Annotated in this window: 14 protein-coding genes, 1 rRNA gene, 1 pseudogene and 1 riboswitch; of the genes and pseudogenes, 3 read left to right on the top strand and 13 right to left on the bottom strand. The window is 71.3% G+C overall.

The genetic code is table 11. The features are described 5' to 3' along the window. Positions 1-70: 70 nt before the first annotated feature. Positions 71-1,357, bottom strand: a pseudogene (locus AC07BS_RS34345) (glutamate-cysteine ligase family protein); the annotation flags it as partial. 488 nt (positions 1,358-1,845) lie between these two features. Here AC07BS_RS34345 and AC07BS_RS34340 point away from each other — a divergent pair. After that, positions 1,846-2,433 (top strand): hypothetical protein, encoded by a 588-nt coding sequence (locus AC07BS_RS34340; RefSeq protein ID WP_478647675.1) that lies wholly within the window; start codon positions 1,846-1,848, stop codon positions 2,431-2,433. Between the two features lie 328 nt (positions 2,434-2,761). Continuing rightward, the gene (locus AC07BS_RS34335; RefSeq protein ID WP_478647676.1) at positions 2,762-2,968 is read left to right on the top strand and encodes a DUF5999 family protein; all 207 of its coding nucleotides are present in this window, start codon (positions 2,762-2,764) and stop codon (positions 2,966-2,968) included. A 94-nt stretch (positions 2,969-3,062) separates the two neighbouring features. Here AC07BS_RS34335 and gcvP read toward each other — a convergent pair whose 3' ends face one another. Then, positions 3,063-5,948 carry an aminomethyl-transferring glycine dehydrogenase gene (gene gcvP / locus AC07BS_RS34330; protein WP_478935492.1) on the bottom strand — a complete coding sequence of 962 codons (2,886 nt, stop codon included), beginning with the start codon at positions 5,946-5,948 and terminating at the stop codon, positions 3,063-3,065. A gap of 195 nt (positions 5,949-6,143) precedes the next feature. Then, positions 6,144-6,253: riboswitch (glycine riboswitch) on the bottom strand. A gap of 123 nt (positions 6,254-6,376) precedes the next feature. Between gcvP and AC07BS_RS34325 the strand changes: the two genes are divergently transcribed. Continuing rightward, positions 6,377-6,763: a PRC-barrel domain-containing protein gene (locus AC07BS_RS34325; protein ID WP_478647678.1), complete on the top strand. Its 387-nt coding sequence runs from the start codon at positions 6,377-6,379 to the stop codon at positions 6,761-6,763. Here AC07BS_RS34325 and AC07BS_RS34320 read toward each other — a convergent pair. The 11 genes from AC07BS_RS34320 to rrf all read right to left on the bottom strand — a co-directional run. Next, positions 6,670-8,151 (bottom strand): DNA polymerase IV, encoded by a 1,482-nt coding sequence (locus AC07BS_RS34320; RefSeq protein WP_478935491.1) that lies wholly within the window; start codon positions 8,149-8,151, stop codon positions 6,670-6,672. The two genes, AC07BS_RS34325 and AC07BS_RS34320, sit on opposite strands and share 94 nt — an antisense overlap. Positions 8,152-8,209: 58 nt before the next feature. Then, positions 8,210-8,851 carry a MerR family transcriptional regulator gene (locus AC07BS_RS34315; RefSeq protein WP_478647680.1) on the bottom strand — a complete coding sequence of 214 codons (642 nt, stop codon included), beginning with the start codon at positions 8,849-8,851 and terminating at the stop codon, positions 8,210-8,212. A 167-nt stretch (positions 8,852-9,018) separates the two neighbouring features. Further along, positions 9,019-9,492: a bifunctional nuclease family protein gene (locus tag AC07BS_RS34310; protein WP_478647681.1), complete on the bottom strand. Its 474-nt coding sequence runs from the start codon at positions 9,490-9,492 to the stop codon at positions 9,019-9,021. Positions 9,493-9,544: 52 nt separating this feature from the next. Further along, entirely contained in the window at positions 9,545-10,324 is a 780-nt protein-coding gene (gene ftsR, locus AC07BS_RS34305) for a transcriptional regulator FtsR (protein WP_478935490.1), read from the bottom strand. A 44-nt stretch (positions 10,325-10,368) separates the two neighbouring features. After that, positions 10,369-11,217 carry an FHA domain-containing protein gene (locus AC07BS_RS34300; RefSeq protein WP_478935489.1) on the bottom strand — a complete coding sequence of 283 codons (849 nt, stop codon included), beginning with the start codon at positions 11,215-11,217 and terminating at the stop codon, positions 10,369-10,371. Positions 11,218-11,347: 130 nt separating this feature from the next. Next, positions 11,348-12,343 (bottom strand): DUF881 domain-containing protein, encoded by a 996-nt coding sequence (locus AC07BS_RS34295; protein ID WP_478935488.1) that lies wholly within the window; start codon positions 12,341-12,343, stop codon positions 11,348-11,350. A gap of 5 nt (positions 12,344-12,348) precedes the next feature. Next, positions 12,349-12,681, bottom strand: coding sequence for a small basic family protein (locus tag AC07BS_RS34290; protein WP_071964751.1), 333 nt, complete (start codon positions 12,679-12,681; stop codon positions 12,349-12,351). Then, positions 12,678-13,568, bottom strand: a complete 891-nt coding sequence (locus tag AC07BS_RS34285) for a DUF881 domain-containing protein (protein ID WP_478647687.1) — start codon at positions 13,566-13,568, stop codon at positions 12,678-12,680. The genes AC07BS_RS34290 and AC07BS_RS34285 overlap by 4 nt, the downstream gene beginning before the upstream one ends. Before the next feature lie 118 nt (positions 13,569-13,686). Next, positions 13,687-16,182 carry a sugar phosphate nucleotidyltransferase gene (locus tag AC07BS_RS34280; protein ID WP_478647688.1) on the bottom strand — a complete coding sequence of 832 codons (2,496 nt, stop codon included), beginning with the start codon at positions 16,180-16,182 and terminating at the stop codon, positions 13,687-13,689. 96 nt (positions 16,183-16,278) lie between these two features. Beyond that, positions 16,279-16,878 (bottom strand): cardiolipin synthase ClsA, encoded by a 600-nt coding sequence (gene clsA, locus AC07BS_RS34275; protein WP_478647690.1) that lies wholly within the window; start codon positions 16,876-16,878, stop codon positions 16,279-16,281. Between the two features lie 176 nt (positions 16,879-17,054). After that, positions 17,055-17,140, bottom strand: a 5S ribosomal RNA gene (rrf, locus tag AC07BS_RS34270); the annotation flags it as partial.

Below are 17,140 nucleotides of genomic sequence, written 5' to 3'. Positions count from 1 at the left end.
TTCGCATTCCCATACCGCCCTCATTCTTCTGCCCCCCCCCCCCCCCCTCCTCCCTCTCCCCCCCCCCCCCCCCCCCCCCCCCCCCCCCGGCGGCGGCCAGCGGCAGCAGCTCGTCGCGTACGAGCCGGACGGCGGGCACCCGTACGGGCGTGCCGCCGCGCCCGGCCCGGGGCCAGCGCAGGACGGCGTCGATGCCGTGCCGGCAGGCGAGGTCGAAGTTCTCCGCCGCGACCTCGAAGGGCAGCCGGGTCCACACCGGCCGGCTCTCCTCGGCGAGCGCCCTGACGAGCCCGTAGTAGAAGGCGGTGTTGGCGATGACGTCGGTGACGGTGGGCCCGGCCGGCAGGACGCGGTTCTCCACGCGCAGGTGGGGGACGCCGTCGGCGATCCCGTACACCGGGCGGTTCCAGCGGTAGACGGTGCCGTTGTGCAGGGTGAGCTCGTACAGCGAGGGGATGCCGCCCTCGTCCAGGACGCGCAGCGGGTCCTCGTCGGCGGAGATGGGCAGCAGCGGCGGGAAGTACCGCACGTTCTCCTCGAACAGCTCGTACGCCGAGCCGATCCAGCGCTCCCCGAACCAGGTGCGCGGCCGGACGCCCTGCACCTGGAGCTCGGGCGGGCGGGTGTCGGTGGACTGCACGAAGAGCGGGGGCCGGGACTCGCGCCACAGCTCCCGGCCGAAGAGGAACGGCGAGTTGGCGCCGACGGCTATCTGCGCGGCGGCGACGGCCTGCGCGGCGTTCCAGACGGCGGCGAACCGGCCGGGGGTGACCTGGAGATGCAGCTGCACGGAGGTGCAGGCGGCCTCGGGGGTGATGGACCGGGCGGTGCAGGTGAGGTGCTCCACGCCGGCGATGTCGATGGTGAACTCCTCGCCGCGGGCGGCCACCACCTGGTCGTTGAGGAGGAAGTAGCGGTCGGCGGCGGAGAGGTTGGCGGAGACCAGGTCCTCGCCGGTCACGGTCGGCAGGATACCGATCATGACGATTCCGGAATCGACCTCCATGGCCCTGCGGTCGGCGTACGACAGGGCGGTGCGCATCTCCTCGGCGAGCTGGTCGAGAACCCTTCCCGAGAGCCGGTGGGGCACGATGTTCACTTCCAGGTTGAAGCGCCCGAGTTCGGTCTGGAAATCCCCGCTCGCGATACGCTCCAGCACCTGGGCATTCACCATGCTCGGCATGCCGTCGGAGCCCGCGAGATTCAGCTCGATCTCCAGTCCCATGAGATTCCGGGGGCGATCGAACCGCTTCTCCTCCAGCAGCCTCCCCAGCCCTTGCAGACACTGCCGGAGCTTGTCCCGGTACCGTCGGCGGTCGGCGAGGTCGAACCCCATGGCCGCGACCTTCTCACCCATTCAAGCGTCCCTCCCTCAACCGGGTCGCCCGTGACGCCGGCCGCTCGTCACGGTCGATGATGCCCAGACGGGACGATCCATAACGCCTCGCGGCGACCGCGTACCCGGTAGGCTCTCCCCGAGCGCACTCCGGCACATTCCGTCGGCATAACGGGCTCGCCCGGATGCGGGGCAATGCGCTGGTGATAAACACCGATGGGATCCGGCCTACCGTATCCGCGGAAGACGCCGAGGTCACCGGCGAGAATTCGCCGCAAATTCACCGAAATCACCCGTGGAACGGGGCCCTGATTTCCCCTTGCCGGAAATGCCCGCGACCGCTAGGCGAAACACTGTATGAACACGTGTCGTATAAACTCCGGAATGAGGCAGAGAGTAGGCGTACCCGGAGTCGGTCCGGCCCCCCTCTGACCCCGTTCCGCACGCCGACAGCGTCGTCGCACCTGCCCAGCTCCACCGTGTGTCTCCCAAGCGAGAGGCGACCCACCATGCCGCTGCATGTCCCCCCTGCGCCCGCGCCTGCCCTCCACAGCGTCCTCGCGGCCCTCCGTTCCCCCACCGCGGTACGCGAGGCCCGTACGCCCGCCCTGCGGTCCGCGCTGACCCCGCTCACCGCCGAACTCCCGCTGCCCGTCCATGTGCTGGAGCGCGTCACGGCGCGCGGCGGGACCGCCCGCACCCGGCTGACGGGCTGGCGCTTCCTGATCGCCGAGGACGGGCGGGCCGTCGCCGCGGGGGAGGCGACCCGTACCCCCGACGGGTGGGCCTTCTCGCACTTCTTCGAGGGTCCCTACCTCGCCTCCACCGAGCTGGCCCTGCGACAGGCCGAGGCCCTGCCGACGCCGTACCAGCCCCGGCTGCTGTCGGTGCCGGAGCTCTACATGCTCACCCTCTGGCTGCACGCCGACATCACGGCCGACGCCGCGTCGGAGCTCTTCGCGCCGGGCGACCTGCTGGTGCCGCTCGCCCCCGCGCCCCCGGGCATCGCCGCGCACCGCGCCCACCGGGTCACCGACCTGCTGCCGGTCCTCACCCTCCGGCTGGCCCCGGCCCCGCACCTCCGGGCGACCGCCTGAGCCGGCGGAGGAACGGCACCCGGACCCCAAGCGCCCCGCACCCCTTGAGCCACAGGGAGTAGCGGGGCGCTTCCCGTTCCTCACCTCTCACCCCTACGGACTAGCCCACTCCGACTACGCCGAACCCCCCGAAGGGACTGCGGAGTTGGGGGCAACCGCCCGCACGGGTGATGCGTCCTCATCGTGTGAGGAGCGTCACGGTGAAATCCCTGCGGAACCGGGCCCGTAGGGCAACACTGGGACCGACCGACGATTCACAACGGGGGGCGGCATGACCAACACATCGAGCCGCAGGACAGCCACCACATCAGAGCGAAAGATCCCTTCCATGTGTCAGCACCAGCCCGCGTGCCCGTCAGCCGACTCCACCGACCGGGAGGCCGCCCATCTCGTGGCCACCTACCCGGAGCAGGGATGGAGCCTGCTGTGCAACGGCGTCCTCTGCTTCGAGGACACCGGAGAGCTGCTGCCGGACGGGCGGATCATCGCCCCGCACCGGGCGCTGGGCACGGACCACGTGGTGACCGCCGCCTAGCGCAGGGGCACACGCTCGCACCGGAGCACGACGCACGCGCACGAAAGGGGCCGGTCCGGCAGCACGCCGGACCGGCCCCTCACCGTGTGGGCCGTCAGCCCTCGTACTCCTCCAGCGGCGGGCAGGAGCAGACGAGGTTGCGGTCGCCGAACGCGCCGTCGACGCGCCGCACCGGCGGCCAGTACTTGTCCGCGGCCGACACCCCGGCCGGGAAGACGGCCTCCTCACGGGTGTACGGGTGCTCCCACGCGCCGGCCACCGAGCCGGCGGTGTGCGGGGCGTTGCGCAGCGGGTTGTCGTCCTTGTCCCACTCCCCCGAGCCGACCTTCTCGATCTCGGCGCGGATGGCGATCATCGCCTCGCAGAAGCGGTCGAGCTCGGTGAGGTCCTCGCTCTCCGTCGGCTCGATCATCAGGGTGCCGGCGACGGGGAAGGACATCGTCGGGGCGTGGAAGCCGTAGTCGATCAGGCGCTTGGCCACGTCGTCCACGGTGACGCCGGTCGCCTTGGTCAGCGGCCGCAGGTCCACGATGCACTCGTGCGCGACCAGCCCGTTCGGACCGGTGTAGAGCACGGGGTAGTGCGGCTCCAGGCGCTTGGCGATGTAGTTGGCGCCCAGCACCGCCACCTGCGTGGCGCGCTTGAGGCCCTCGCCGCCCATCAGCCGGACGTACGCCCACGAGATCGGCAGGATGCCGGCCGAGCCCCAGGGCGCCGCCGAGATCGGGCCGACGCCCGTCTCCGGGCCCGCGGTGGGCTGGAGCGGGTGGTTGGGCAGGTGGGGGGCGAGGTGCGAGCGGACCGCGACCGGGCCGACGCCCGGGCCGCCGCCGCCGTGCGGGATGCAGAAGGTCTTGTGGAGGTTCAGGTGCGAGACGTCGCCGCCGAACCGGCCCGGCTTGGCCAGGCCCACCAGGGCGTTGAGGTTGGCGCCGTCGACATACACCTGACCGCCGGCGTCGTGCACGGCCGCGCAGATGTCGGCGACGTGCTCCTCGAAGACGCCGTGCGTGGACGGGTAGGTGATCATCAGCACGGCCAGCTCGTCGCGGTACTGCTCGATCTTCGCCCGCAGGTCCTCGACGTCGACCTCGCCGTCGTCGGCGGTTCTGACGACGACCACCTTCATGCCGGCCATCACGGCGCTGGCGGCGTTGGTGCCGTGCGCGGAGGACGGGATGAGACACACGGTGCGCTGCTCGTCGCCGTTGGCCCGGTGGTAGGCGCGGACGGCCAGCAGGCCCGCGAGCTCGCCCTGGGAGCCGGCGTTGGGCTGGAGGGAGACCTTGTCGTAGCCGGTGACCTCGGCCAGCCGCTCCTCCAGCTCGGTGATGAGCGTGAGGTAGCCGGCGGCCTGCTCGACGGGCGCGAAGGGGTGCAGCGCGCCGAACTCGGGCCAGGTGACCGGCTCCATCTCGGTCGTGGCGTTGAGCTTCATCGTGCAGGAGCCGAGCGGGATCATGCCCCGGTCCAGCGCGTAGTCCCGGTCGGCCAGGCGGCGCAGGTAGCGCAGCATCGCGGTCTCGGAGCGGTGCTGGTGGAAGACCGGGTGGGTGAGGTAGTCGCCCGTGCGCAGCAGGTTCGCGGGGAGGGTGTCGGCGGTGGCCGCGTCGAGCGCCTCGATGTCGGCGTCCACGCCGAAGGCGGCCCACACGGCGGCGAGCCGCTCGCGCGTGGTGGTCTCGTCGCAGGCGACGCCGACGTGGTCGGCGTCGGTCAGGCGCAGGTTGACGCCGCGCTCGCGGGCGGCCTCGACGACCTCGGCGGCCCGGCCCGGGACGCGGACGGTGACGGTGTCGAAGAACGCGCCGTGCACGACCTCGGCGCCACCGGCCCGCAGGCCCTCGGCGAGGATCGCGGCGTAGCGGTGGGTGCGCCGGGCGATGCCGGCCAGGCCCTCGGGGCCGTGGTAGACCGCGTACATGCCGGCCATGACGGCGAGGAGCACCTGGGCGGTGCAGATGTTGCTGGTGGCCTTCTCGCGGCGGATGTGCTGCTCGCGGGTCTGCAGGGCGAGGCGGTAGGCCTTGTCGCCGTCGGCGTCGACGGAGACGCCGACGAGGCGGCCGGGCAGGCTGCGGGCGAACTTCTCGCGCACCGCCATGTAGCCGGCGTGCGGACCGCCGAAGCCCATGGGCACACCGAAGCGCTGGCTGGTGCCGACCGCGATGTCCGCGCCGAGCTCGCCGGGCGGGGTGAGCAGGGTGAGGGCGAGCAGGTCGGCGGCGACGGTGACGACGGCGCCGAGCTCGTGGGCGCGCTCGATGACGGGGCGGAGGTCGCGCACGACGCCGGAGGCGCCGGGGTACTGGAGCAGCACACCGAAGACGCCGCGCTCGGCGATCTCGTCGGGGATGCCCGCCGAGAGGTCGGCGACGACGACCTCGACGCCCGTGGGCTCGGCACGGGTCTCGATGACGGCGACGGTCTGCGGCAGGGCGTCGGCGTCGATGAGGAAGACGCCGCCCTTGACCTTGCCGACCCGGCGGGAGAGGGACATGGCCTCGGCGGCCGCGGTGCCCTCGTCGAGCAGGGAGGCCCCGGAGGTGGGCAGGCCGGTGAGGTCGGCGACGACGGTCTGGAAGTTCAGCAGCGCTTCCAGGCGACCCTGGGAGATCTCCGGCTGGTAGGGCGTGTACGCCGTGTACCAGGCGGGGTTCTCCATGACGTTGCGCAGGATCACCGGCGGGGTGAACGTGCCGTGGTAGCCCAGGCCGATCATGGGGGCCAGGACCTGGTTGCGGTCGGCGAGGGAGCGCAGCTCGGCGAGGACCTCGGCCTCGGTGCGCGCCTCGGGCAGGCCGAGCGCCCCGGCGCTCTTGATCACATCGGGGACGGCGGCGGCGGTGAGCTCGTCGAGCGATCCGTAGCCGACCTGGGCGAGCATCTTGGCCTGGGCCTCGGCGTCGGGCCCTATGTGGCGGGCCTCGAACGGAATGCCGCGCTCCAGCTCGGAGAGGGCGATGCGGTGGGCTGTCATCTGCGGAGGCCTCCTGGTCATTGCGACCTGCGAGGGGTACCACGGCGCGGGTACCCGGACGGCCTCCCCCTCTGTCATCACAACCTGAGAGCTTCACCGGGCCGCGGCGCACGATCCGGCTTTCACCGTCGGTGAGGAGGGGCTTCGGCGCGATGGGACATCCGGCCTGGGCCTGCTCCTGCTTTCCAGAGTGACCTCATCCGTGCGGTACCGGGTGCCTGAGAGATTCCGGGGAGGATTTGCTCCTTCGGCGCCTGCGCCCTGCCCTTTCGGGCTTCGGCGAAGGACTCTCCCGCGCGGGGTCTGCGGCCACTCGCCAGCCTACCAGCGAGGGTTTCCGGGCGGATCTCCCGAGTGGCCGGTTCCTGTTTTGTGCCCTTTCGTGGTTCCCAGGGCGGTGCCGGGGGCTGCCATCCACGGGAGGAAGCGTGCAGAGCGACATCGATCCCCGCGGTCTGATCGGACGCAGGGTCGTCGACCGGGAGGGCACGAGGATCGGGACGGTCGACGAGGTGTACCTCGACGACGCGACCGGCCGGCCGGAGTGGGCGGCGGTGCGCACGGGGCTGTTCGGCCGCGACGCGTTCGTGCCGCTGGCTCCCAGCCGGGTGGCGGAGGACGCGCTGCACGTGCCGTACGACCGGGAGCTGATCAAGCGGGCGCCGGGCTTCGGCGTGGGCCGCCACCTCTCCCCCGAGCAGGAGTTGCGGCTGTACCGCCACTACGGGCTCGAACTGCCCCCACCGGAGCCCCCGGCCGCTCCCGGCGCCCCGGGCTCCCCCTCGGGGGCGGACGGGCCGACGAGGACGGGCTGACCGTCCGGTCCGGGGTCCTCCGGTCCCTCCCCCGGCTCCTCCCGGACCAGCGGCAGGGGCTCGGCCGGTTCCAGCGCGGGGTCGTCGACCGCGAAGGTCCGCACCCGGCCGGGCGCCGCGGACCAGGGCACCTCGAAGCGGACGGTGACCCTCCCCAGCCCGCTCCCCTGCACCCAGCCCGGCCCGTACTCGGCGTGGCGTACGTCCAGCCCCGGCAGCCACCGCCGGGCCGCCGGGGGCTCCTGGGGCGCCTCCTCGGGCCCGGGCCGGCCCTCCTCCGGCGCGTCCGACGCCGGCCCCGGCTCCTCGCCGGCGGTCGCCGCCTGGGCGAAGAGGTCCTCCTGCGTGTAGTCGGCGAGGCCGGAGACGCCGACGCCCAGCAGCCGTACCCCCGCGGTGGTGTCCACGCCCTCCAGCAGGCGGGCCGCGGCCTCCCGGACCACCGCCGGGTCGTCGGTGGGGCCGCGCAGGGTCTCGGAGCGGGTGAGCGTCGAGAAGTCGTAGCGCCGCACCTTGATCACGACCGTGCGCCCGGACCGCCCGGCGGCGCGCAGCCGTCGCACGCACCGGTCGGCGAGGCGGGCCAGCTCCAGCTGGACCCGGGTCCGGTCGGTGAGGTCCTCGGCGAAGGTGTCCTCCACGGAGACGGACTTGGCGTCGCGCTCGGCGACGACCGGCCGGTCGTCGTGGCCGGTGGCGAGCGCGTACAGGCCCGCGCCGTGCGCCCTGCCGAGCAGCCGCACGAGCTCGTCCTCGCCGGCCTCCCCGGTCTCGGCCACGGTGGTGATACCGGCCCGCCGCAACGTTTCAGCGGTGGCGGGGCCGACGCCGGGGATGGCGCGTACGGACATGGGGCCGAGCCGCGCCAGCTCCGTACCGGGCTCGATCAGCAGCAGGCCGTCGGGCTTGGCCTCCTCGGAGGCGATCTTGGCGAGCATCTTGGAGCCGGCCAGGCCCACCGAGCCCGTGAGGCCCGTCGCCCGGGCGATGTCCCGGCGCAGCCGCTCCCCCACCGCCCGCGCGGCCGCGGAGGTGGGCTCCACGCCGCCCGCCTCCAGGTCCACGAACGCCTCGTCCAGGCTGAGCGGCTCGACCAGCGGCGAGAGCTCCCGGAGCAGCTCCATGACGACATGGCTGATCCCCTGGTAGAGCCCGAACCGGGGGGTGAGGTAGGCGGCGTTCGGGCACAGCCGGCGGGCCTGGGCCGTGGCCATGGCCGAGCGGATGCCGAAGACCCGCGCCTCGTACGACGCCGTGGCCACCACGCCCCGGGGGCCGACGCCCCCGACGACCACGGGTTTTCCGCGCAGGCTCGGCTTGGCCGCCTGCTCCGCCGAAGCGTAGAAAGCGTCCATGTCCAGATGCAGGATCGTCGGGGCACCCCTCACAGGACCGATGCTCCCGCACCCCACTGACAATCGGGCACCCGGTGGTGCCGCGGCGGTGTCAGCCGGCGCGGTTGCGGCGGCGTGCGAGCTCGTCGGCGGGGTTGTGGCCCACGAGCGTCTCGCCGGTGTCCACACGCTCGCCGTGCAGCTGCGCGAGCGCGCTCTGCACATCGCGCCACACGACGCCGACGGCGATCCCGAAGACTCCCTGACCGCCCTGGAGGAGGTCGACGACCTCGTCGGGCGAGGTGCACTCGTAGACCGTGGCGCCGTCGCTCATCAGCGTCATCTGCGCCAGGTCCTCCATGCCCCGCGCGCGCAGGTGCTGCACGGCGGTGCGGATGTTCTGGAGGGAGACCCCGGTGTCCAGCAGCCGCTTGACGATCTTCAGGACGACGACGTCCCGGAAGCTGTAGAGCCGCTGGCTGCCCGACCCGTAGGCGGGCCGCACGCTGGGCTCGACGAGCCCCGTACGCGCCCAGTAGTCCAGCTGCCGGTAGGTGATACCGGCCGCGGCGCACGCGGTCGGCCCCCGGTAGCCGATGCCGTCCGGGCCGCGCGAGGCGCTCTCGCCCTCGGAGTCCCGCCCCCGCGGAGTGGTGACCGCTGGCGTGGCGGAATAGTGGGGCACTGGTTCGACCGTTCCCCCATGCAGCGGATACGGACCGCCGACCGCCGTACCGTCGCCCGTGCTTCTCACGCCGACCTCCGTCCTTGACCTGCCTTCTCGACGGTAGGCAGTCGCTCGGGGTGCGTCAACGATCGCCACACTCGGCACGCCGAGTGATAATCACCCTGAGAGTGGTTTCACGTGTCCGGGTAGCGGGAAAAGCTACTCGAATGCGCCGGTATCGCCCGGCGCACGCTTCACTGGTTGCTGCTGCCGAAGTCCTCGGGCGAGATCTGATCGAGGAACTCGCGGAACTTCTCCACCTCGTCCTCCTGCTCGTCGGGGATGGCGATGCCCGCGTCGTCCAGCACCCCGTCACTGCCGTAGATCGGCGTGCCGGTGCGCAGGGCCAGCGCTATGGCGTCGGACGGCCTCGCACTGACCTCCACGCCGCTGGCGAAGACCAGCTCCGCGTAGAAGACGCCTTCGCGCAGATCAGTGATGCGGACCTCGGCGAGCTGCTGTCCGACCGCGTCCAGTACGTCCTTGAACAGGTCATGGGTCAGCGGGCGGGCGGGGGCCATGCCCTGCTGGGCGAAGGCGATCGCCGTCGCCTCCCCCGGACCGATCCAGATCGGGAGGTAGCGGTCGCCTCCCACTTCCCGCAGGAGCACGATCGGCTGGTTGGAGGGCATTTCCACCCGGACGCCCACGACATCGAGCTCGTTCACACAGCAACCCTAGGCCGTGCCCGGCAGGTTTGGGTAGTCGGGCCGTCCGCCGTCACTGTCCGCGGGGCTGCAGGGCCCCCTTCACCAGGGCGGCGTGCAGTCGAACGGAGAGGGTGGCCAGCTCCCGGGCCGTGGCCTCGGCATGCGCCCTGGTCTGCGGATTGCGGTGCCTGCGCAGCGGCGCGACCACTTGTTCGATGAGTCCGGCCTCGCGGTCGGCCGCCGCCTTGACGGACCGCAGGTGGCGCGGCTCCAGACCGAAGCGGCCCAGATCCGCCACGAGGCGGGCGATCGTCGTGGAATCGGCGTCGAACCCGCCGTCCGGATGAGGGACGACCAGCCCGTACGACTCCCACTCGGCCAGCTCCTCCTCGGTGGCCCCCACGGTGGCCAGCAGCTCCGCACGGCCGATGCGGGCCGTGGCCGGGCGCTCGGCGCCATCGGGCCCCGGTCCGGGCCCGGTGGGGGCGTCCAGGCCCTCCACGAGGTCCAGGGCGTCCCGCGGCTGCGCGGGGGCCGGCAGCTGCACCCGCTCGCCCCGCGCCAGGGCGTCCAGCTGCTCGCGGATGACCTTGAGCGGGAGGTAGTGGTCGCGCTGCATCCGCAGGACGTACCCGAGCCGCTCCACGTCCTCCGTGCTGAACTTGCGGTAGCCGGACGGGGTGCGCCGCGGCTCCACCAGGCCCTCGGACTCCAGGAAACGGATCTTGGAGATGGTGACCTCGGGGAACTCCTCGCGCAGCAGGTTGAGCACCGTTCCGATGCTCACCAGCCGGCCTTCCGCGCCGGCGGCACCGGAGCCTCCGGTGCCGCCCGACGGTGTTCGAAGCATGGCCCTTCCCTGGGGTGTCCCCGGACACCGGTCCGGGGAGAGGGTCACATCCCCCGCTGGCCGCCGAAGAAGACCAGGCGGTACTTGCCGATCTGCACCTCGTCGCCGTTGGACAGGGCGACCGAGTCGATCTGCTCACGGTTGACGTAGGTGCCGTTGAGGCTGCCGACGTCGGAGACGGTGAACGAACCGTCCTGCTCCCGGCGGAACTCCACGTGCCGGCGCGAGACGGTGACGTCGTCGAGGAAGATGTCGCTCTGCGGGTGACGGCCCGCCGTGGTCACGTCGGCGTCCAGGAGGAACCGGCTGCCGGAGTTCGGACCGCGCCGGACCACCAGCAGGGCCGAGCCCAGCGGCAGCGCGTCGACGGCGGCCTGCGCCTCGGGCGAGAGCGCCGGGATCGCCGTCTGGCCGGTGGTCTCGGAGTCGTACGCCTCGAGACCGGAGATGGAGATGGTCGACGTCGTCTCCGACGCGCGCTCGGCCACGGCACCCGGCCGCAGCGGCGCACCGCAGTTGGAACAGAACCGGCTCGACTCGCCGTTCCGGTGGCCACACCTCGTACATACCGGCAAGGCAAACCCTCCACCCGCACTTGAGGTCGCTGGTGCCCCGAAACCTATGCGCCCCGCCTGGGCAGGGTCAACAGAGGACGCGCCCTGAGCGCCCGGAATGTCGCCTCCGGGAACGCCGTGCTCGTCCATCTGGTCACGGAACAGCGGACGGCCCTCCTGGGCCCCCTCGCCACCGCCGGCCGGGCCCGAGGCCCGGTGCCGGGCACCGCCACCGTCCTGGCGTGGGCTCTTGCCGAACAACTTCGCAAACAACTTCACGGGCGATTCCCCTTGACCGCTACAGACCCGCCCGTGGGGCAGGACAAACCCTTGCTGCACACACCGTCCGACCTGGACACCTCTACAACGTCCGAGGTCAACAGACAGTTTCCATCACGCGCACCGAACTCGGTGCGTCGACCCCCCGCAACCTCCCGCCCTCCCCATGGGCCCCGCCTGCGCGCCCGTCTCACTGCGATGACGACCGAGCGTAGTCAGGCCGCTTCGCCGGGCGCAAGGCGTCGACAATGATCTTCTCAGACCGGGAGACGCTGACCCCGGCCTGCTCCTTCTCCAGAGTCTGCACCACTCCACCCGGGATGTTCAGCGCGGGCTCCAGGTCTTGGGGCTTCCCGATGACCTTGAACTTATAGGGCTGTGACACCTTCTTGCCATCGATCTCCACCTTTCCCGCGGAGCCCGAGAAGTAGGTGTCGGCGACCACGCGCACATCGTTGATCTGGATCGCCTCCGCGCCCGCGGCCCGCAGCTCCTGAATGGTGTCCAGCAGCTTGTCGGCTTCCACGGCGCTCTTGCTGTCGCTCACCGTGAGCTCGATGCCCGGCCCCTGGGCCGCCACCGTCCCCGCGAGCACCCCGAGCTGGTCCTCCTTCTGCTCGGTCTGCTTACGGGCCTCGGCGGCCTGGTTGGAGCTGCTCTCCAGCTCCGTCTTCTGGCCCTCCAGACGCCGCTTCTCGTCCTCCAGCCGCTTGGTGCGGTTGTCCAGCTCGTCCAGGATGCGTACGAGGTCCTCCTGCCGGGCCCCGCGCAGGGCGCTGTTGTCGCTGGTCGACCGGACCTGGATGGCCAGGCCCAGACCGAGCACGCACAGCAGGAGCGCCACGATCAGCTGGGCCCGCGTCAGCCGGGGCGGCCACAAGCCGTTCACCAGCCGTTGACGTCCCGTCAACGGGACGGCCGGCGGAAGCTCCTCCGCGACGGGCTCCTGGCGGGGCTCCGGTTCCGGTGCGGGCTCCGGCTCGGGCTCCGGCTCCGGCTCCGGCTTCGCGGACTCGGGCTTCGCGGACTCGGGCTTCACGGGCTCCGGCTCGGGCTTGGCCTGCTCGGGCTTGCTGGGCTCGGGCTTGGTGGGCTCGGGCTCGGCAGGCTTGTCCTCGGCCGGCTCCACGGGCTTTCCCGGGCCCTCGGGCCCCTCCGGCTTCTCCGGGGTGTCGTCAGTGCTCATCGGTCTCACGCCCGGAAGATGTGGCGCCGGATGGCGGCCGCGTTGGAGAAGATGCGGATGCCCAGGACGACCACCACACCGGTGGACAGCTGCGCCCCGACGCCGAGCTTGTCGCCCAGGAAGACGATCAGGGCCGCCACCACCACGTTCGACAGGAACGACACGACGAAGACCTTGTCGTCGAAGATCCCGTCCAGCATCGCCCGGAGGCCGCCGAACACCGCGTCCAGCGCCGCCACGACGGCGATGGGCAGGTAGGGCTCGACCGCCGTCGGCACCACGGGGCGGACGACCAGTCCGACCACGACTCCCACGATGAGGCCCAATACGGCGATCACGATGTGCCCTTCCCTGGCTTTGCGGTTCGTACGGTCAGACTCGGCGCGGCCGGCAGCCGGACCTGGTCCTGGGCGGAAATGCTGGCGCGGACCCCGTAGTTCTGCTGCAGCACGTGCAGATACTGTCCGTCGGCACTGTCCTGGAAAGCGGTGCTCAGTCGCTGCCCGTTCCCGATCGCCAGCACCGTGTACGGTCGCGCCAGCGGTCTGTTGTCGACCAGTATGGCGTCCCCGGCGGCCCTGATCGCCGACAGCGACGTCAGCCGCTGCCCGTTGATCGCGATCGCCTCGGCGCCCGACTGCCACAGACCGTTGACGATGCGTTGCATGTCACGGTCGCGCACCCGGCCGGTGTCGGAGAAGCCACTGCTCTCCCGAGGGCCGCCGCCATCCGTTTTGGCCTGCTTGGCATCGTCGACGACCAGTTTGACCCCCGGCCCGTGCACCGGAGTGGCACCGGCCAGCAGGGAGACCAACTCGGCCTTGTCCCCGCCGTGTTTCCGCAGCGCGTCACGCTGCTTGCTGCCGACCGCGGACCGCAGGGAGTCGACGTTCCCCTGGAGCCTGTCGGCCGCCGAGGTCTCCGTCTCGATCCGCTGGATCAGTTGCTCGCGCTCCTTGGCCAGCGTCGGTGCCGATATCCGCGCCTGCGCCGCCCCCAACGTCACCACCACCGCGGACAGCAGCAGCGCGCCGGCCAGCCCCAGCTTCGCCCTCAATGTGCCGGGCAGCCCCTGCTCCCCCTGCGCCCGCCGGGCCGCGGCCTCCGCGTACCCCTCGTCGAGGCTGTGCTGCATCACGTTGGTCAGCAGCGACATCGACGCGTCGGGACGCGGCGGCGGCGAGGGGGTGCTCCGAACGGGGGGCTGCTGCGACATGCCGCACATCGTCGCACGTCGGGGGCGTCGTCTCCCAATGGCCCCACCGGCGTGCCGGATCCGGGACAGATCCGGGACACTCCCGGCACCGGGACGGCACACCGGGCGGACGACGCCCCTCCGGCCGTCAGCGGCCGGCGCCGTCCACGACCGCCGACCACTCGTCCAGCAACGCCTGGGCGGAGGCGTCGTCAGGCCCTTCCGCCCACAGGTGCGTCACGGCCTCGGCCGGATCGGGCAGCACCATCACCCAGCGCCCGTCGGCCTCCACCACCCGCACACCGTCCGTCGTATCCACCGAACGCTCCCCGGCGGCCTCCACCACATGCCGCATGACCAGACCCTTGACCGCCCACGGCGTCGCCAGGTCCCTGCGCAGGACATGAGCCCGGGGAATCCGCGCGTCTATCTGGCTGAGCGTGAGCTGCGTACGCGCCACCAGCCCGATGAGGCGGACGAACGCGGCCGTACCGTCGAAGACACTGCTGAACTCGGGCACGATGAAACCGCCCCGGCCGTCCCCGCCGAAGATCGTCGACTCCTGCCGGCCGACCCGTGTCAGATCGTCGGGCGACGTCGTCGTCCACTCCACCTGCGTGCCGTGGTACGCCGCGACCTGCTCGGCGATGCGCGTCGTCGTCACCGGCAGCGCCACCCGGCCGCTGCGCCGCTCGGCGGCCACCAGGTCGAGCAGGACCAGCAGGGCCCGGTCGTCCTCCACGATCCGCCCGCGCTCGTCGACGAGCGAGATCCGCTCGCCCACCGGGTCGAACCGCACCCCGAACGCGGCCCGCGCGGACGCCACGATCTCGCCCAGCCGCACCAGCCCCGACCGGCGGGTGTCCGCGGTCTCCGTCGGCCGGGCCTCGTCGAGCCCCGGATTGATGGTGAGCGCGTCCACCCCGAGCCGGCCGAGGAGGCTGGGCAGAACAAGCCCCGCGCTGCCGTTGGAGGCGTCCACGACGACCTTGAGCCCCGACTCCGCGACCCCACTGGTGTCCACGGACCGCAGCAGGGAACCGGTGTAGGAGTCGTAGACGCTGGACGGGAAGGACAGGTCGCCGATCTCCCCGGGGAAGGCCCGCCGGTACTCCTGGCGGGCGTAGACCCGGTCCAGCTTGCGCTGCCCCGCCTGGGAGAGATCGGCGCCGCGCTCGTCGAGGAACATGATGTCCACGGAGTCCGGCACCCCCGGCGAGGTGCGGATCATGATGCCGCCGGCACTGCCCCGCGCCGTCTGCTGCCGGGCCACCGGCAGCGGTACGTTCTCCAGGTCCCGTACGTCGATCGCGCTGGCCTGGAGTGCCGAGATCACCGCGCGCTTGAGCGCCCGCGCGCCGCGGGAGTGGTCGCGCGCGGTGGTGACCGTCGCGCCCTTCTTCAGCGTGGTGGCGTACGCGCCGGCGAGCCGGACCGCGAGCTCGGGAGTGATCTCCACATTGAGGATGCCGGAGACGCCGCGGGCGCCGAAGAGGTGCGCCTGCCCCCGGGACTCCCAGATGACCGAGGTGTTGACGAAGGCGCCGGCCTCGATCGTCTTGAACGGATAGACCCGGACGTTCCCCTGGATAATCGATTCCTCACCGATGAGGCACTCGTCCCCGATGACGGCCCCGTCCTCGATGCGGGCGGCCCGCATGATGTCGGTGTTCTTGCCGACGACGCAGCCGCGGAGATTGCTCTGCTGGCCGACGTAGACGTTGTCGTGCACCACGGCCTTGTGGAGGAACGCGCCGGTCTTGACGACCACGTTGGAGCCGACGACGGTGTGCTCGCGGATCTCGGCGCCGGCCTCGACCTTCGCGTAGTCCCCGATGTAGAGCGGCCCGCGCAGGGTGGCGTCCGGGTGCACCTCGGCGCCCTCGGCGACCCAGACGCCCGGGGAGATCTCGAAGCCGTCTATGTCGACGTCCACCTTGCCCTCGAGCACATCGGCCTGGGCCTTCACATAGCTCTCGTGGGTACCGACGTCCTCCCAGTAGCCCTCGGCGACATAGCCGTAGACGGGCTTGCCCTCCTTCATCAGCTGCGGGAAGACGTCTCCCGACCAGTCGACGGGCACATCGGGCCGGACGTAGTCGAAGACCTCCGGCTCCATGACGTAGATACCGGTGTTCACCGTGTCCGAGAAGACCTGGCCCCAGGTGGGCTTCTCCAGGAAGCGCTCGACCCGGCCCTGCTCGTCGACGATGGTGATGCCGAATTCCAGCGGGTTGGGGACCCGGGTCAGGCAGACGGTGACGAGGGCGCCCTTTTCCTTGTGGAAACGGATCAGATCGGTGAGGTCGAAATCGGTGAGGGCGTCGCCCGAGATGACCAGGAAGGCATCGTCCTTGAGCGCCTCCTCGGCGTTCTTGACGCTGCCCGCGGTGCCGAGTGGCTTTTCCTCGTTGGCATAGGAGAGCTCCATGCCGAGTTCCTCGCCGTCACCGAAGTAGTTCTTCACGAGGGAGGCGAGGAACTGCACGGTGACCACGGTCTCGGTGAGCCCGTGCCGTTTGAGCAGCCGTAGGACATGCTCCATGATCGGCCGGTTCGCCACCGGCAGGAGCGGTTTGGGCATGCTCGAGGTCATGGGGCGAAGGCGGGTGCCTTCGCCACCGGCCATCACGACGGCCTTCATGTCGGAAGCGTCCTCCTCGGGAGACGACGGTCTTGCCGACTTCACACCCGCCCGACAGCGGTCGGACCCCGGGGAAGGCTCGGGACTACGGCGGGATCAGTCGGCCGTGGCATCCGCCTTGGCTGCCTTGACCAGCCGGCGGACCTGAACCACATAGAGGATCCCTGCCCACCAATAGAGGGTTGTACCCCATCCGGCGAACGCCCATCCGAAAATCGCGGCCAGCGAGGACAACCAGCCCTCTCCATCACTGAGAAGCAGCAACGGGAAGGCATACATCAGGTTGAAGGTCGCGGCCTTGCCCAGGAAGTTCACCTGCGGCGGCGGATAGCCGTGACGCCTCAGAATCCACACCATGACCAGCAGCATCGCCTCGCGGGCGAGCAGGGCGGCGGTCAGCCAGAGCGGAAGGATCCCACGCCACGTCAGACCGAAGAGGGTCGAAAGGACGTACAGCCGGTCGGCCGCCGGGTCGAGCAGCCGGCCGAGGTTGCTGATCTGGTTCCAGCGGCGGGCGAGCTTGCCGTCGAGGTAGTCGCTCACCCCGCTGAGGGCCAGGACGAGCAGCGCCCATCCGTCGTACTTCTCGAGGATCAGCCACAGGAAGAGAGGAACGCCGACCAGGCGCGCCATGCTGAGGATGTTCGGGATGGTGAGGACGCGGTCGGTCTGGACGCGCGTCTCCTGGACCTCCACCCGGGGGCCTCCTGTGGGGATATGTACCGACGATGCCCCCTGACTTTACCCCCAGCCGAGTTGGGGCCGTGCGGAGGGGCGGGCGGGCGGACCGGGCGGAGGGGCGGGGGCCCGGAAATGCAAGAAAGCCCTGACAGGGAACCAAGGTTCCCCATCAGGGCTTTCTCTCAAAAGGAGTTCGGCGGCGTCCTACTCTCCCACAGGGTCCCCCCTGCAGTACCATCGGCGCTGAAAGGCTTAGCTTCCGGGTTCGGAATGTAAC

Source organism: Streptomyces sp. NPDC044063, from assembly GCF_056434285.1.
This window is presented reverse-complemented; position numbering and strand designations above follow the sequence as displayed.

What these genes read in the sequence shown, in the direction of transcription:
- AC07BS_RS34340 (WP_478647675.1), top strand. Translation starts at nt 1,846, where the DNA reads ATGCCGCTGCATGTCCCCCCTGCGCCCGCGCCTGCCCTCCACAGCGTC.
- AC07BS_RS34335 (WP_478647676.1), top strand. Translation starts at nt 2,762, where the DNA reads ATGTGTCAGCACCAGCCCGCGTGCCCGTCAGCCGACTCCACCGACCGG.
- gcvP (WP_478935492.1), bottom strand. Translation starts at nt 5,948, where the DNA reads ATGACAGCCCACCGCATCGCCCTCTCCGAGCTGGAGCGCGGCATTCCG.
- ftsR (WP_478935490.1), bottom strand. Translation starts at nt 10,324, where the DNA reads ATGCTTCGAACACCGTCGGGCGGCACCGGAGGCTCCGGTGCCGCCGGC.
- AC07BS_RS34295 (WP_478935488.1), bottom strand. Translation starts at nt 12,343, where the DNA reads ATGAGCACTGACGACACCCCGGAGAAGCCGGAGGGGCCCGAGGGCCCG.
- AC07BS_RS34285 (WP_478647687.1), bottom strand. Translation starts at nt 13,568, where the DNA reads ATGTGCGGCATGTCGCAGCAGCCCCCCGTTCGGAGCACCCCCTCGCCG.
- AC07BS_RS34280 (WP_478647688.1), bottom strand. Translation starts at nt 16,182, where the DNA reads ATGAAGGCCGTCGTGATGGCCGGTGGCGAAGGCACCCGCCTTCGCCCC.